Below are 14,725 nucleotides of genomic sequence, written 5' to 3'. Positions count from 1 at the left end.
CCCTGGCCGGCGGTCTTCCTATCGTCGCCCGCCGGGGGCCCGCTGCCGAGCGGGCTCCCCGGCGGGCTTCGCGCTACTCAGTCGAGCCCGAACAGGCGCGCGGCGTTGCCATGGAAGAAGCGCTCCAGGGCGTGTTCGCTCAAGCCCAGGCGCCGGGCGTCCTCGATGCTCTGGCGAATGGGCCTGAAGGTGTAGGAGGAGCCGAACAGCAACTGGTCGGCGAGGAAGCCGTTGGCGGCCTGCACGTAGGCTTCGCTGCCGGGCAGGAACAGGTACATGTCCGGCACCAGGTGGACGTTCTCGTAGCGGAACGCCAGGCCGATGGCCTGCTGCACGTTGGGCCAGAAGCCGTGGTAGACGACGATCCGCAGGTCCGGGAAGGCCCGGGCCACCGCCGCCAGGCGGCCGGGGTCGTTGTAGGTCGGGTCGGGCGTGGTCGGCCCGCTCATCAGGAACAATGGAATGGCGCGCTTCTGCAGGTGCTCGTAGATCGGCCAGTACAGCGCGTCGTCCGGGTGCCGCGCCGGTTCGCCAAAGCCGGGCTCCAGGTCGATGCCGGCCAGGCCCAGGTCGTCGATCGCATGGTCGATCTCCGCGAGCGCGCCTTCCACACCCTGCAGCGCCGGGTCCACCGAGCCGATGCCGAGCAATTGCGCGTGGCCGTCGACGATGGCGTGGATCCGCTCGTTGGGCAGGTGCTGCGCCGGCGTGTGCCGGCCGACCACCACGGCCTTGTGCAGGCCGGCGTCGCGTACTTCGGCGAGGAAGCCTTCCTGGGTCAGCGAGCGTTCGAAGTGGGCATCGTCGCCACGAGTGCCGACGCGCCGGTTCAGCCAGCGCGCCGTGGCGTGCTCGGCCGAGCCGGGCACGGCGCCGAAGAACGGATGCAGGAAGGCGGGGCGGCAGCGCATGTCGATGATCTTCATGCGCCGTGCTCCTGTTTCTGCTCGCCGTGGGTTGGGCCTGGGTGGTGGCTGTCGCTGGAGAGTGGTGGGGCGCGGAAGGCGTCCAGACTCATGTTGCTGTCCTCGTTGCTAGCTGGGGGAATCCGTCGTGGTGCCCCCGAGGCAATCCCCGTGCCACCGGGCGCCTCGGTGATTCCGGGGGCCGCGGGCTGGCGCCGGGCCTTTGCTGTTGCGCCTGCAACTGTACTGTCGGCTAACTGTCGCCAGACCAACACTTGGCCCGCCCCGCCGCAACCGGCTTCGGGCCGGCAGGGCCGGGTTTCTGCGCTATCGGGATAAGCCCCTCGGCCATGGGAGCGCGGGGCGGCGGCGTGCTTCCTATGATTCGGACGAATTGCCCGGATGCCCGTCCGTGTCGGCCGCAGAGGCCCGTTCCGGGCGTGACCGGGGCGTTGTCCGCTTGCCGAGTCCCTGGAGTGCCTGCCCATGAATACCCTGATGACCGTGACCCTCTGCCGCGGGTGCCGGTGATGAGTGTCCTTCTCCAATGCCTTTCGCATTCCCCGCTGATCGGGCACGTGGACCCCGCGCCGGAGGTGCTGCAGGAGGTCAATGACGTGGTGGCCCTGGCGCGTGAACGGATCGCGGCGTTCGCTCCGTGCCCAGGGAACTTGCCGAGGCCTGCGCCGCGGCGGTGCTGGAGACCGCCGATGACCCCTTCGTGCCGGGGCGCCCGCTGGGCGGTTTCCGCACCGGCGAGCTGGGCATCGGCCACGTGGCGCTGATCACCGCGCACTTCGAGCAGATGTGCCACCTCTACAAGGAGGTGCTGGGCTTCAAGGTCAGCGACCGCGCCCGGGCGCCGTTCCGCGTCGAGTTCCTCCACGTCAACCCGCGCCACCACACCCTGAGCATCGCCCACACCGGCGGGCCGGCGAAGATCTACCACATGATGCTGGAGTACAACGACTTCGACGACCTCAGGCGAGCATCCGCGACGACGTGCAAACGCGCTTCGCGCGGCTGTTCCCCGCGCCGCGCCAGCAGGGCGTGGAGATGCTCGCGGTGCCCGAGGCGGCGCTGCGCGAGCTGCCCCAGCAGACCCTGCTCATCCATGGCCGCGACGACCGGGTGATTCCGCTGGAGGCCTCCGAGCGCATGCTGCGCCTGATCCCCCATGCGCAACTGCACGTGTTCGGCGAGTGCGGGCACTGGGTGCAGATCGAGCGGGCAGGGGAATTCATCCGCCTGCTGATGGATTTCCTCATTAAAACGCCGGAGTGACGCCATGAACGCAGCAGACATCCAGGGCCGCTGGGGAAATCCTCGCCTGGGAACAGCTCTACGACGACGGCCGCGTGGTCCACCCGATGGGCGTGGAACTGGAGGGCTTCATCGAATACGGGCCGCACGGCATGTTCTGCGTGGTCGCCAGGAAGAACCGCGAGCCGTTCCGCAGCGGCGGACAATGGTCGGCCAGCGACGCGGAGAAGGCCGCCGCCTACGGCAGCTACCTGACCTACGCAGGCGGCTACGAAGTGCAGGGCGACACCGTGCTGCACCACGTGCGCCACAGCCTGTTCCCCAACTGGGAGGGCGGCAGCCAACGGCGCATCGCGCAACTGGAAGGCGACGTCCTGGCGCTCAGCGCACGCCTGGAGGAGGGCACCCCCGAGGCGCGAACCGCCAGATTGCTGTGGCGGCGGGTAGGGTAGCTGCCGCCGTTTCGGCCCTGTTCCAGCAGAGTGCCCACCTTCGCCAGGGTGGGCGCTCGGTATGGGCGATTGGTTGAGTGATCTCTGCTCGCTGGCATGGGATGAAGGGCGCTGTTAGTGTTTAAATGATAGTGAGACTTCTTATCATTTATGCTGGCGCGTCCAGGAGGATTCCCATGGCATCCACTCAATGCTCTGATCCCTACGCCTTGTCCGCTGAGTTCTATGACGTGCTCAGCGAACAACAATGGCTGAAACGTCGGGGCCCCATAAGTAAGGCGCTGCAGGAGGTCGATCCGCAGGGGCTGATTCTCGACGTCGGCGCCGGCACCGGACCTTGCGTGCAGGTGATTGCCGATGCTTTGCCCCAGGCGCGGATTCTGGCTGTGGAACCTTCGGCGGCCATGCGGGCGGCATTGCTCGGCCGGCTGATGCGCAGTGCCGATCTGCGTCAGCGGGTCACTGTACTGGCAGGCACTCTGGAAGAGGTGACATTGCCGCTACGACTGTCGGCTGCGGTGATCTGCGGCACCCTCGGCTACCTCGATGCGCCCCAGCGCCAGCACCTATGGCAGCAACTGTCGGAGCGCCTGGATGAGCGCGGCATTGTGATTGTCGATGTGATGATGCTCAAGGCGCCGCAAGCGGTACCGCGAATGCAGGTGGCTTGCGCCGAGATTGGCGAGCACCTCTATCAGGTATCCCTGCAGGGCGAGCCGGCGGGCGGCGACCTGATGCACTGGACCCTCGACTATCAGGTGCTGGCTGGCGACAACGTGGTGCGCCATTTCAGCGCCGAGCATGACTGGCACACCTTTGGTTTGGAGCAGGTTGCCGAAGAGGCTGGGGTTGCGGGTTTTGCCCTGGAGCCACTGGGTGATGCGCTGATTCCGGCCGCGGTGTTGCGCCGCCGTCCACGCAGTTAATCCCGATTCGGGGGATGCGCCGCCGGTTGCGGGCGGCGTCTCGAGGGACCATGGATTTCCATGACTCCCTTTGCGACTTTGGTTTGGGGGAGCATATGCAGTCGGTTGTAGAAGCAAGGTGCCTGCCGTGCGAGCAGGGACGTGCATGGCGGGTTCTGCTGTTGGTGGGGGGATTGTATCTGGCTCAGGGCTTGCCGGTGGGGCTGGCTTTTCAGGCGTACCCGACCCTGTTGCGCAATATGGGCGCCTCGCTGGATCTGGTGGCGCTCACGCCTCTGGCCAGCTTGCCGTGGGTTGCCAAGTTGCTGTGGGCCGCGGCGGTGGAGAACCGCTGGAGTGAGCGCCTTGGTCGTCGCCGCAGCTGGATCCTGCCGTTGCAGGCCGGTTCGGTGTTGACTTTGGCAGTGATGGCGCTGGTGCCGTTCGACGTAGCCAACATGGGCATACTGCTGGGCATGATCGCTTTGCTCTCGCTGCTTTGCGCCACCCAGGACATCGCTGTCGACGGCCTGGCCGCCGAGCGCTTGCCCAGCACCAGCCTGGGCCGTGCGAATACCTTCCAGGTTGCCGGTTTCATGGGCGGCATGCTGCTTGGGGGGCCGGGTGCCATGGTTCTGTTCGATCATTTCAATGCGCCCGTGGTCTTTCTTGCGCTCGCTGCGGTGGTGCTGCTGTGCAGTCTGCCGGTGCTGTTCTGGCGCGAGCCGGCTCCGCTGGTGGTACCGGCCAGGGCCAGCCTGCGCAGCTTTTTCAAACGGCGCTTTGCCGGGCATCTCACGGCCCTGGTGATGTTGGTTACTCTTGCGGGCTCGATCTTCTTTGGCCTGGCCAAGCTGATTTTGCTGGACATCGGTTGGTCTATGAGCGACGTCGGCATTCTCGCCGGCGTTGGTCAATTGCTGGCGATCATCCTCGGCTGCGGTCTGGCCGGGCTGCTGCTGCGCCAGGTTTCGCGTTGGAACACCTTGCTCTGCGGCTTGCTTCTGGTAGGGATGGCGGGGCTGTTGTGGCTGGCCCTGGTGCTGCAACCAAACCTGTCAGGTAGCGGTTACGTTGGCGGGGCGACATTGCTGGGTGGGCTGGGTATCGGCGTCACCAGCGTGGCGTCCTACACTCTGGCGATGCGTTTCGCCCAACAGGGAGCGCAACCTGGAACCGACTGCTCGGTGTTCCAGGGACTGCAGACTTTGGGTGAAATCCTCGTGTCGTCGCTGGCCATCGGTGTGGCCGGATATTGGGGTTACGCCAGTGGCCTCGGCGTCGGTCTGCTGGTGCTATGCGTAGCGGTGGTGGTTCTGCGGCAGGTGCGCCGCAGCACCGTCGGGATCGGCCTGGATGATGACCGGCTCTAGGGCATTTCCTGGGGGGCAATGCCCCCGGATGGCCAGGTGCGCGGACTTGGTGGGTAATAGTCCTCATCCGGGGTCTGTCAGAACTGATCCGGGCAGCTCCGAGCCAGGGCCTGATGGATGCTGCAGGCACTAGCGGCGAGTGGGGGCGGTCATGGGCGGTGAACACTACGGCGGGCAAAGGCCTACCTGGCGCTGGTTGTTGCGGGGGCAGGGTTGGCGTCTGGGTGGCGCGGTGGTGACGGCGGTGCTGGCGGCCGGCGTCGAGTTGCTGCCGTTCGTGTTGTTGGCCCAGGCGGTGGGCCTGGTTCTGCTGGAGCAGGCGCCAAGTATCGGTCTGCTGCAACTGGCCGGCTGGATGATGCTGTGCGTGCTGCTCAAGTACGTGCTTTACACCTTCGCCTATTACCTCAGCCACGTGGCGGCCTACCGTGTGCTGTTCAACACCCGCAGGGCCTTGGTACGGCATTTGTCGTGGGCCCCCTTGCCTTGGCTGAGTAGATTGTCCAGCGGCGAGTTGAAGCAACGGTTGATCCAGGACGTGGAGCGTATGGAGCAGTTCATCGCCCATCACAGTGTCGAGTGCGTGGCGGCACTGCTGAGTCCTTTATGGGCGTTGGCCCTGCTGTGTTTCGTCGATTGGCGCCTGGCGCTCTGTGCCTTGCTTCCCGTGCCTCTGGCATTACTGGCCCAGTGGTGGATGATGCGCGGCCTGGAAGGCCGGCTCCGGGAATATGCCGGAGCCGTGGATGACCTGGATGGCGCGATCCTGGAGTACCTGCGCAATGCCTTGTTGATGAAAGCCTTCCGCCAGGACTCGCGCTCGTTCAAGCGCATGCGTGAGGCTCTGGCACATTACCGACGCCTGATCGGCCGCATGATCGCTCTGAGCGTGCCTGGCTGGTCGGCGTTCACGGTGCTGCTGGGAGCCAACGTGATCATCCTGTTCCCGATGGGACTGTGGCTTCATGCACGGGGTGAACTGGACCTGGCCCGCCTGGTGCTGGTGTTGATCCTCGGTACCGGCATGCTCAGGCCACTGTTGCGGGTAGCGCGGTTCAGCTCGCAGATTCAGGACATCATCGGTGGCGTGCGGCGCTTCGCCCCCCTGCTGCAGTGGCCTCAGCCCGCAGGTGGGGATGAGCAGGTGCCGCAGGGCGCGCTGGAGGTGCGTTTCGAGGATCTGTGCTTCAGCTATGACGAGCAGCCTGTGCTCAGCCATATCGACCTGTGCCTGCCGGCCGGGCAGATGACTGTGCTGATTGGGCCGTCGGGCAGTGGCAAAAGCACCTTGGCCTGGCTGCTCGGAGGCCTTCTGGAGGCTGGGGCCGGGCAGGTGAGCATCGCTGGCCGGCCCCTGGCAGGGATGAGCGATGTGACGCGTGCGGCTACGGTCGGCCTTGTATCCCAGGAGGCTTTCCTATTCCAGGGGTCGTTGCTGGACAATCTGCTGATCGGCCGTCCCGATGCCAGCGAAGAACAGATATTCACCGCCTTGCGCGTGGCCCAGGCCGAGGATTTCGTACGTGCCTTGCCCCAGGGCCTGCATACGCAACTGGACGAGCGCGGAGTGCGCTTGTCCGGTGGCGAGCGGCAACGTATCGGGCTGGCCCGGGTACTTCTGGCCGAGACGCCGATCCTGGTGCTGGACGAAGCCACGGCTTTCGCCGACAGCCGCACCGAGCAGCGCTTCTATCGCGATTTGCGCCAGGCCTGGCCGGACAAGACCTTGCTGGTGATTGCCCATCGCCTGAGCAGCGTTCGCGATGCCGAGCAGATCGTGTTGCTGGACCACGGTGTGCTGATCGATAGGGGGCGGCACCAGCAGTTGCTGGAGCGTAGTCCTCTGTATGCGCAGCAATGGCTGCGCCAGTTCGAGACCGATCAATGGTCCATCCGCAACAGGAGCCCGCAGCATGCAGTGGTTGATTGAAGGGCTACGGCAGGTGATGGCTACGGCCGACACGCGGGTTCCACGCCTGTGGCTGGGGTTAGGGCTGCGAGTATTGGAGCGGGCTTGCGCCGTTGCGCCGTTCTTTCTCGGCTTTCTCTGGCTGGGCAAGCCCGCGCCGGGTAAGCAGGGGCCGGCGCAGCCACTGCCGTTGGAGTGGCTGGCGGGGGGGCTGATGGCATTGCTGGCGGCGCAGTTGCTGTGCTCGCATTTCGGCCAGCTCAATGCCTTTCACGGTGGCTATCAGCTGATGCACGGCTATCGCCGGAGGTTGCTGGACCATGTCGGCCGGTTACCCCTGGGGGCGTTGCAGCGTGAGCGGATCGGCCAGTTGGGGGAGCGCTTGACCGAGGACGTCAAGCGTATCGAAAGCATTTTCACCCACGTTCTGGCCGAGTTCCTGGCAGCCCTGAGCGTGCCCCTGATGTTCATGCTGGTGCTGATGTGGGTCGACTGGCGCCTGACCTTGGCGTTGTTGGTGACGTTGCCCCTGGCGTTCGCCGTGCTCAACCTGTTGAGTGGTTTTTTTCTCGTGCAGGGGCGGCGCAAGCAACAGGGTTTTCTTGAGGCGGCGGGGCTGCTGGTGGAGTTCATCGGCGGCCTGCGCACCTTGCGCCTGTTCGATCGTGCCGAGCCCTGGCGCATTCGGCTGTACCAGCAGTTCAGGGCCATCGAGCGTCACAGCCTGGGGGTGGAAGTCTGGGCAGGTAGTGCGATTCAGCTGTACCGCATCTGCATAGACATGAGCCTGGCGCTCATGCTGGTTGCTGCAGCCTGGCTGTCGGCGACGTCGCAGTTGTCGGCCTTGACCTGGATTCTGTTCGTTCTGGTGGCCAACCGGTTGCTCGATCCCCTGCTGGATGCTGCTGCTTATCTGAGTGAATTGCGTGGCCTGGCCCAGGCGCAAACCCGCTTGCAGGAACTGATGCAATTGCCCGAGGTACAGGAGCCTGTGGAGCCGGCTCGTCTGCATGGCCATGAGATCGTCTTCAGAAATGTCGGTCTGCGTTATCCGGGACAATTGCAATGGGCGTTGCGAGCGCTGGAGTTCGTTGTCGGAGAAGGGCAGATGCTGGCGATCGTTGGTCCCTCTGGTGCTGGTAAAAGCAGCTTGCTGCATCTGTTGGCGCGCTTTCACGACCCGCAGCAGGGGAGTATCGAGCTGGGGGGCGTCGACCTTCGGCAGATGTGCCTGAAACAGCTCTATCAGCAGTCGAGTTTTGTCTTTCAGGACGTGCAACTGTTCGACGGTAGCGTGCTGGACAACCTGCGCCTGGGGAAGCCCGAGGCCAGTCTGGAGGAAGTGGTCGCGGTGTGTCGTCAGGCCTGGTGCGATGAGTTCATCCAGAGCCTGCCCGAGGGCTACGACACGCGTATCGGTGAGAACGGCCAGCGTCTGTCAGGCGGTGAGCGTCAGCGCTTGTCGATTGCCCGGGCCCTACTCAAGGATGCGCCGATCCTGTTGCTCGACGAAGCCACCGCCTCCGTGGATCCTCTGGCACAGTACGAAATCCAGCAGGGGCTGTCACGGCTGGCCCAGGGGCGCACGCTGATCATGGTCGCCCATCGCTTGAGCACGGTATGCCATGCCGACCTGATTCTGGTGTTGGAGGCGGGGCGTATCGTCGAGCGCGGTCGCCACGAGCAGCTGCTGGCCGAGGATGGCCTGTATGCTGAACTGTGGCGCCGGCAGATGGCGGGTTGAGGTGCTACTCCAGCGCGCCTTTGCGGACATCGCGGGGCAGTACTCCGTACTGCTTGCGAAAGGCCGTGCTGAAGTGACTGATGTTGCTGTAGCCGAGCATCGATGCGGTGTCGGTAACGCCATGCTGGCGCAGCAACTGTCGGGCTTTGCCCATGCGTTCGCGCTGGAATAACGCGTAGATGCTGGTATCGAACAGGGCCTTGAAGCCGCGCTTGAGCTTGAGCTGGTTTAGCCCGACTTCCCGTGCCAGTTGCTCGATGGTGGGTGGTGCGCTGAGGTCCATCAACAAGCGCTCGCGGGCGGCCAGCAGGAGCCGTTGCTCACGTTTGCAGATCTGTCCTTCCTGGTCCTGCGGAGCAAAGGCCTTGAGGTGCCAGGCGAGAAACTCCAGGGTGGCCGAATGCACCAGCAGTGGCGAGGAGGACTCGTCGCCAAGCAGGCGTTCCAGGCGCAGCGCCGCGTCCTTGATTCTCTGGTTGCCATGGGTGACCTGCAGGCAGAAGCTGCGTTCGATACTGTCCCCCAGTCGGTGGTAATCGTCACCGGCCAGTTCGCTCAGGCGTTGCGGGGTGATGCGCAGTTCGAGGTTGCGATGGGCTGGTGCGAATTCCAGCTCGAACCGCTCGGCCGGAGCGAAGCTGGTCATCAACTGGCCTTTGCCCAGGTACAGGCTCTTGTGTCCGATGCGGATGCCGACGTCGCCGTTGAGCATGCAGCTGAAATGTAGGTGCGAGCTGTCGTCGATGGTGCTGATGCTCTCGTTGTGGGTGGCCTCGAAGGACACCAGAGAGACCTCCAGGCCCGGTTGCAGCACCTGAGTGTGCACATGACAGCCGGGCGGGCCGGCTTGAGGTGTGCCCGTATTGAAGAAGGTGGAAGCGCGAAGCTGGTACATGGTCGTCCTCGCTGGCCTGCGCCCAGTCGGGCTGAGCAGAAGGAGAGGGCTCGCAGGTTTCCCTGCTTCTGGCGGTGAGACGAATCCATTCGCTATGGGCTCGAAATCCCTGCGAGCATTCAAGGCGGATTCAGGTTATTGCTAATGCTTATCATTTGCAAGTTGGCGCCCGTGATCTGGCGCCATTTCTGCAGTGCTGCTCACACTTTGGCGCATTGGTCAGAATTCCATGCCCATCCGCACTCCCAGTGTCCTCGGCTGACCAGCTATGACCATGTCGTTGGCCATTGCGCGGGTGTAGTAGGTGGCGTCGCTGAGGTTCTTGCCGAACACGCCGATGCTCCATTGCCTGAGGCGATAGTCGAGATTGGCATCCCACAGGGTATAGGCGTTGTTTTCGATGTTGGCGCTAGGGTACAGGTTCGATTTGCCCTGGCGAGTCAGGCCAGTGCCGAACGTGATGCGATCAGTGACGGCCCAGTCCATGGACACCCCGAAGCTGTGCCTGGGAGTACTGGGGAACTGCTTGCCGGAGTAGTCCACTGCGCCGCGCGTGTAGTCATCGAACTGGGCTTCGACGAAAGCGGCATAGGCGTTGAGTTGCACTGATTCCACCGGGAAAAGCGTGGCGGTAATCTCCACGCCCTTGTTGTGGGACTTGCCGGCGTTGCTGGTGAAGGTCTGGCCGCCGACGTCTTCGACGACTACCTGCTGGTCACGCAGGCGGGTATAGAAGAGGTTCGCACCGGCTTCCCAGAGATTGTCCGGGGCGCGATAGCGGTAGCCCAGTTCGATGTAGTTACCGTATTCCGGGTCATAGGCATCGCCAGCCGCGGCTGCGTTCGTGGCATAGGTGTTGAAGCCCGAGGCCTTGTAGCCACGGGCCAGTACCAGGTAGCTGAAGTGCTGGTCGTTGGGGCTGTATTCCAGGCTCAGGCGCGGCAGGACCACGGTTTCGTTCACCTTGCGGTCGTCGAAGGCTTCCAGGCTTTCGAACGGGGTATCCGGCATGCCGTCACCGTTGCCATCGAACAAGCCGCTCTGGTGGCTGCTCCAGTTCATGCGGCGGCGGTTATGCTCCAACCGCAGGCCGGCGGCCAGGCGCCAGTCCGGCTGGAAGCGCCAGCCCAACTCGCCGAAAGTCGCCGCAGTGTCGCCGTTGACCTTGGCTTTGGTATCGCTCAGGTAATACGGGCTCATGTCGAAGGTATAGGGCGCATCACGACGCACATGGGAGAGGAAGCCGCCTACCAGCCAGTCCCACTTGCCCTGTTCGCCGTTCAAGCGGGCCTCGGCGCTGTACTGGCGGGTCTGCATGTCGTAGCCGGCCTCGCCGCCGAAAATCGATCGGGGCAGCCAGTAGTCCCATTCGCTCCGGTTGGCGCCGAGATTGACCACCAGTTGCGTGCCATCGGCGTAGCGCGTGCGGTATTCACCGCTGAACAGGGTGTATTCGGTGTCGTTGGTACCAGTGTCGGTGGCGTTGGATTTGTGCTTCTTGGCTAGATCGCGGGATGCGAAGTAGTCGTTGTCGCTGTGGGTGTTCATCTGATGCAGGGCAAAGCGCCATTCACCACCATCATCGTCCAGGTGCAGCAGCTTGACGCGGCCGAAACCGCTGTTCCAACCGGCGCTGTCATGACGCCCCAGTGTCGGGTTGGCCACCATGCCGTCGTTCTGCTCGCCGCCGGCGCTGACCCGTAGCGCAGTATTTCCGGAAAGCGGCAGGTTGCCGACGACCTCGGCGCGTTGCTGGTTGTGGCTACCGTATTCGAGCCTGACCTTGCCGCCAGCATCGAACTCCGGATCGCGGGTGCGCAGGGCTACCAGACCGCCCATGCTGTTCTGGCCATAGAGCGTGTTTTGCGGGCCGCGCAGAACCTCTATCTGTTCAAGGTCATAGAGCTGGCCGAGAACCAGGCCATTCATCGGCACACCGTCGATGTACACGCTGTTGCTGATGCTGTCGCCTTCGTCGTCGGAAAAGCCCAGGCCGCGAATGGTCAGCGACGGGGTGTGTTGGGTGAAGGTGCTGAAATATACGTTGGGTATGCGTTGGGCCACGTCGCCCAGTGTGTCCAGATGGCTGTCCTCGACCTTTTCCCCGCTCACCACGCTGACGCTGTTGGTGGTGTTGAACTCCGGGGTGTCCTGCTTGGTGGCAGTGATGACAGTGGCATCCAACTCCCGGGGGAAAGCATCGGCCGCGTGGGCGGCCTGCAGCAACGTCGAGGGGCCGCAGAGCAGAAGGAGGCAGCGGGTAGCCTGGAAGAGGGGAGTGCGATCCATGAAATTCACGCCTGAATGAGATTGTCGTGAATGATACGGATTCACATTTGCGTCACTACCCGATTCAGGTCGCAAAACCCCCGATTGCAGTGTAAGTAGCGATTGGCTATGCGCCTTTGCAACTGATGGGGGCGAAAGGTGAGCCCCGTGGCTGCTGCAGCTATTGGGCCTGGGGTTGAGCGAGCGTCGAGTTTGTGGGAACTAATGGGGTTGCTTCGAGCCTGCAGCCGGCAATGAAGAAATTTAATCTCAGGTGTTGCCAGCCTTGTCCCATTAGTCCATAATCCCGGCCATCGAAAGCGCAGGGCGATGAAAACTCTGTGTAATCAATAGGTTAGAGCTTGAAAGAAAGCCAAACCGAACAGAATTGCAGCAAGCCGCAGCGCGGTTTGCCAGGTTAAAAGGCTGAGTAGCAGAGTGGTTATGCAGCGGATTGCAAATCCGTGAACGCCGGTTCGATTCCGACCTCAGCCTCCAACAGAAAAGCCCCGTAGATCAAGGTCTACGGGGCTTTTTCTTTGTGTGGCCGAAAGACATGCGAAACGGTATGTTCTGGTATTCGTTCCATAATCTTTCCTATTTCGCCGGCTTCGCAACGGCACCCACTCGGCGGTAAACCCGCTCCGTGATTCCCTCCTTCGAGTGCCCCAGCAGCACGCTTGCGTCGGCCACATCCCGGATTTCGCTCGCCGCTTTCGGGCGGATATCGCGGAACTGGAACTGCCGAATGCGCACTGCAAGGTCCGCCTCACCATTCGCCTCCGCTTCACTGGCCGCTTTTGACCTGGCCTCATCCCATCGATTCCTGAGCATTGGCCAGGATACCCGCCTGCCGCTCCGGTTCAGCACCAGGAACGGCGATAGCATCCCCTCATTCCCTTGCGCTATGCGTTTCAGCAGCTTTCCGAGTGAGTTCTGCTCGCCGTCGACCTCGATCTGGATGCGTAGACGCTTGCCGGTCTTCCCCTGGGTGACCAGCAGATAGCCGTCGACAATGTCGTCTTTGCGCATCCCTAGCACATCGGCGGGGCGCTGTCCGGTCAGGTAGGCCATCCGGCTCCGCCGGAAGATCGAACGCACCTATCCGGTGCTCAACATCCTGTCGCTGATAATCCTTCAGGACGTCCTGGAAGAGTTCGGTGTAGGTTTCGGGATTGAACCCTACGATGACCGCCATCCTGGTGATCAACTCACCAGGCGATATAGACGTTCGGTGCCGAGGTCAGCCAAGGCCTTGAGCCCTTCGCTGCTGACATCGCTCTGGAATACTTCCGGGGCGGTGTTGAAGAGGATCTCGTTCTGAACAGCCATGGCGCGGACTTTGGCCAGGTTTCGGCGCAGGGCGTCGTATTCTTCACCGATCACGGGTAGGCCAGATAGGGTGCTATCGGCAGGCACGGTCTCTTCTAGCTGGCGTAAGGTCTGCACGATCTTGGTGAAGGGCTGCTCGTTGAGCAGCGAATCCGGCACTTATCGCGCAATTGGCCGAGAGCGGCCATGGCTCGCTTGATGTCCTCACGAATCTTGGCCTTTTGGGCAAGCTCTTGTTGCTGATGCTGCTTGCCGGCCTTCTGGCTGTCCAATTTGAGGGCTGCTGCCAACTGGGCGCACGAGGTCGAAATGCTCAGCGCTAGGCTGAGCATCGCCACCTTGGCGAAAGGAACCTTCGTGCGAGCCATGCGGCTCTCCCGAGCAAACTACGGGCCAAAGGTAGCACTACAATTTAATGTGAGGCTGCTATGGCCGGCTCTACAACGGATTCAGAGCTGGGGCAGGGCGGTCATCAGCTCAGAGCAGAGCCGGGAGGGAAGGGCTGGCAGAAACGAAAAGCTCGGCACTAGGCCGGCGCGGGGGTAGCGGAAGAGTTAGTCTTCTCGCGGGCCGCCGTTCAGGGCAGCTAGAACATGGACCGGATCATTATCGATGGCTCGGAGCAGCGCGCGAGCAGGCCCCTCGGGATCGCGGCGCCCTTGCTCCCAATTGCGCAGCGTGCCGACAGCAACATTAATTTTCCGGGCGAATTTGGCCTGGGACAGGCCAGTAGCGCGGCGGATTTCGCGAACCTTCACGGCATTGATGTGGAATTCGCGGGAAGGTTGACGTTCGCCGCGCACGATCTCGTCCATCTGGGTCACGCTTTCGACCAGTTCAGCGAAGAGTTCTTTGTCCATGGCTATCTCCAGTTCTCAACGATCTGCCGAAGTACCTTTTTCTGATCGGCAGTCAGGTCCTCCTGCGATGCCTTGTCATAGACCAGCAGGAATGCAATTTGAGAGGCGGATGTGAAGTGGTAGTAGATGACCCGGGCGCCGCCTCTTTTCCCGTGGCCATTGGCAGCAATGCGAATCTTGCGCACGCCACCTGTGCCTTCAATGACTGCTCCGGCGTCCGGGTGGAGCGTTAGGTCTTCCTGAAGCTTGCGATAGGTCTCATCGTCTACTAGCGCGAGAATCCGCTTCGTGAAGACTGGCGTTTCGATGAAGATCATCCGTTTCTTCGTGCGTCATTGGCGTATGGAAAACTGTAGCTAATAGTGGCACTAGATTCAATGCTGGCTTTCTGTGCAGCTACTCAGGATCGGATTTGGCTTCCTGGATTGCCAGATCGGCCATGGCGCCTGCCATGGCGTCCGCGTTCTCGATCAGCGTCTCCAGATGGAGCTTCACGGCGTTCGAGGTTTCGGTTGAGCCTCACAGCGCAGGCTGACCGACGGAGGCCGTGATTGGCTCGACCAGCAAATCCGCAAGGTCACGCTGATCGCGGATAGCTCGGTTGACCGCAAGGACTTCGAAGTCAGATGCATGCAGGCGTTCGGGCTGCCGGGCCAGCTCCGGCTGATCTACCCACAAGCGGCCTAACCCCAAGCCCAACGAAAAGCCCGCCTAGCGCGGGCTTCGTCGTTTCTGGCGATACGTTCTTTAAACCTGATTAAAAGCCGGGTTGCGGATCAAGAGAGAAGCTATGCCCTGTAGCTCTCACAGCTACAAGGT

Annotated in this window: 12 protein-coding genes, 1 tRNA gene and 2 pseudogenes; 8 read left to right on the top strand and 7 right to left on the bottom strand. The window is 62.7% G+C overall.

Annotated elements, in window-relative coordinates; all coding sequences use genetic code 11:
- Positions 1 to 77: 77 nt before the first annotated feature.
- On the bottom strand, positions 78 to 926 hold the full coding sequence (locus tag RN02_RS22920; RefSeq protein WP_043317100.1) for an amidohydrolase family protein: 849 nt from the start codon (positions 924 to 926) through the stop codon (positions 78 to 80).
- 509 nt (positions 927 to 1,435) lie between these two features.
- Between RN02_RS22920 and RN02_RS34760 the strand changes: the two are divergent.
- The 7 genes and pseudogenes from RN02_RS34760 to RN02_RS22890 form a co-directional block, all read left to right on the top strand.
- Positions 1,436 to 1,896: pseudogene (locus RN02_RS34760) on the top strand (VOC family protein); the annotation flags it as partial.
- A pseudogene (locus RN02_RS22915) lies at positions 1,842 to 2,189 on the top strand (alpha/beta fold hydrolase); the annotation flags it as partial. The pseudogenes RN02_RS34760 and RN02_RS22915, both read left to right, overlap by 55 nt.
- 74 nt (positions 2,190 to 2,263) lie before the next feature.
- Positions 2,264 to 2,620: a lipocalin-like domain-containing protein gene (locus RN02_RS22910; RefSeq protein WP_236695215.1), complete on the top strand. Its 357-nt coding sequence runs from the start codon at positions 2,264 to 2,266 to the stop codon at positions 2,618 to 2,620.
- Between the two features lie 176 nt (positions 2,621 to 2,796).
- Entirely contained in the window at positions 2,797 to 3,546 is a 750-nt protein-coding gene (locus RN02_RS22905; protein WP_052267803.1) for a class I SAM-dependent methyltransferase, read from the top strand.
- A 50-nt stretch (positions 3,547 to 3,596) separates the two neighbouring features.
- Complete coding sequence (locus RN02_RS22900; RefSeq protein WP_201773771.1) at positions 3,597 to 4,898, top strand: MFS transporter; 1,302 nt, start codon at positions 3,597 to 3,599, stop codon at positions 4,896 to 4,898.
- 151 nt (positions 4,899 to 5,049) lie between these two features.
- Complete coding sequence (locus RN02_RS22895) at positions 5,050 to 6,828, top strand: ABC transporter ATP-binding protein (protein WP_052267802.1); 1,779 nt, start codon at positions 5,050 to 5,052, stop codon at positions 6,826 to 6,828.
- A complete protein-coding gene (locus RN02_RS22890; RefSeq protein ID WP_043317099.1) occupies positions 6,812 to 8,551 on the top strand; it encodes an ABC transporter ATP-binding protein in 1,740 nt (579 codons plus the stop codon). Before RN02_RS22895 ends, RN02_RS22890 begins: the two co-directional genes overlap by 17 nt.
- 4 nt (positions 8,552 to 8,555) lie before the next feature.
- On the opposite strand, the gene RN02_RS22885 is transcribed toward RN02_RS22890, so the two are convergent.
- Together RN02_RS22885 and RN02_RS22880 are read right to left on the bottom strand one after the other, a co-directional pair.
- Entirely contained in the window at positions 8,556 to 9,446 is an 891-nt protein-coding gene (locus RN02_RS22885; RefSeq protein ID WP_043317097.1) for a helix-turn-helix transcriptional regulator, read from the bottom strand.
- A 219-nt stretch (positions 9,447 to 9,665) separates the two neighbouring features.
- Positions 9,666 to 11,735, bottom strand: coding sequence for a TonB-dependent receptor (locus RN02_RS22880; RefSeq protein WP_082033863.1), 2,070 nt, complete (start codon positions 11,733 to 11,735; stop codon positions 9,666 to 9,668).
- Positions 11,736 to 12,138: 403 nt separating this feature from the next.
- Between RN02_RS22880 and RN02_RS22875 the strand changes: the two genes are divergently transcribed.
- Positions 12,139 to 12,212, top strand: a tRNA-Cys gene (locus RN02_RS22875).
- Between the two features lie 99 nt (positions 12,213 to 12,311).
- Here RN02_RS22875 and RN02_RS22870 read toward each other — a convergent pair.
- The 4 genes from RN02_RS22870 to RN02_RS22855 all read right to left on the bottom strand — a co-directional run bounded on the left by RN02_RS22870 (position 12,312) and on the right by RN02_RS22855 (position 14,223).
- Positions 12,312 to 12,788 carry a tyrosine-type recombinase/integrase gene (locus RN02_RS22870; protein WP_043317093.1) on the bottom strand — a complete coding sequence of 159 codons (477 nt, stop codon included), beginning with the start codon at positions 12,786 to 12,788 and terminating at the stop codon, positions 12,312 to 12,314.
- 132 nt (positions 12,789 to 12,920) lie between these two features.
- The gene (locus RN02_RS34005; RefSeq protein WP_177331072.1) at positions 12,921 to 13,205 is read right to left on the bottom strand and encodes a hypothetical protein; all 285 of its coding nucleotides are present in this window, start codon (positions 13,203 to 13,205) and stop codon (positions 12,921 to 12,923) included.
- A 395-nt stretch (positions 13,206 to 13,600) separates the two neighbouring features.
- A complete protein-coding gene (locus RN02_RS22860; protein ID WP_043317091.1) occupies positions 13,601 to 13,906 on the bottom strand; it encodes a helix-turn-helix domain-containing protein in 306 nt (101 codons plus the stop codon).
- A gap of 2 nt (positions 13,907 to 13,908) precedes the next feature.
- Positions 13,909 to 14,223 (bottom strand): type II toxin-antitoxin system RelE/ParE family toxin, encoded by a 315-nt coding sequence (locus RN02_RS22855; RefSeq protein WP_043317089.1) that lies wholly within the window; start codon positions 14,221 to 14,223, stop codon positions 13,909 to 13,911.
- Between the last annotated feature and the right edge of the window lie 502 nt (positions 14,224 to 14,725).

Origin of the sequence: Pseudomonas sp. PI1 (assembly GCF_000812405.1) — a bacterium.
Taxonomy (GTDB): domain Bacteria; phylum Pseudomonadota; class Gammaproteobacteria; order Pseudomonadales; family Pseudomonadaceae; genus Pseudomonas; species Pseudomonas citronellolis.
Note: the sequence above shows the minus strand (reverse complement) of the source record. Positions and strands in the feature narration are given on the sequence as shown.